This is a genomic window from Stenotrophomonas sp. INTA L402-1 (assembly GCF_059295135.1).
Genome location: NZ_JCAFWP010000118.1, coordinates 1 through 705, shown reverse-complemented (window position 1 = coordinate 705; position 705 = coordinate 1). Strand labels below are relative to the sequence as shown.

General features: G+C 48.1%; 1 protein-coding gene and 1 pseudogene. One reads left to right on the top strand and one right to left on the bottom strand.

Features of this window, described 5'->3' with window-relative positions; all coding sequences use genetic code 11:
• Positions 1-198: 198 nt before the first annotated feature.
• Positions 199-549: pseudogene (locus tag AC5O77_RS21810) on the top strand (DMT family transporter); the annotation flags it as partial.
• Between the two features lie 22 nt (positions 550-571).
• Here AC5O77_RS21810 and AC5O77_RS21805 read toward each other — a convergent pair.
• Positions 572-631, bottom strand: coding sequence for a hypothetical protein (locus tag AC5O77_RS21805; RefSeq protein ID WP_494507179.1), 60 nt, complete (start codon positions 629-631; stop codon positions 572-574).
• Positions 632-705 lie beyond the last annotated feature (74 nt).

Genomic DNA, 705 nt, shown 5'->3' with positions numbered 1-705 from the left:
GTTCTGGCTGGCGATAGGGATGTTGGGTATTGCGATGATTTGCCTGCTGTTTATTAAAGATATTTAGCTCACCAGTCTGGGCTAAGAAAAATCGGCGTGGCGCAAACAGAGCCATCCTCGCCATTTTTGCTATCATGCCTGCATACATAAACGACAAAACAGTATGCAGAGTGAAAAATGGGTTCCACCAGATAGGGGATGCTGATCGTTCTGATTGCCGCCGTGTTGTGGGGAAGTTCAGGGGTCTGCGCGCAATACATCATGGAGCAAAGCCAGATGTCGTCGCAGTTTTTGACTATGACGCGTTTGATATTCGCCGGTTTGATTCTGCTGACGCTGTCATTTGTTCATGGCGATAAAATCTTTTCTATTATTAACAATCACAAAGATGCCATTAGTCTGCTGATTTTTTCCGTGGTTGGCGCGCTAACCGTACAGCTCACTTTTTTGCTAACCATCGAAAAATCGAACGCAGCCACGGCAACGGTGCTGCAATTCCTCTCACCGACGATTATCGTCGCCTGGTTCTCACTGGTACGTAAATCGCGCCCGGGCATTCTGGTTTTTTGCGCTATTTTGACATCGCTGGTCGGGACTTTTTTACTGGTGACACACGGTAATCCGACGTCATTATCGATCTCTCCTGCCGCGTTATTCTGGGGCATTGCCTCGGCATTTGCTGCGGCATTCTATACCACCTATCCC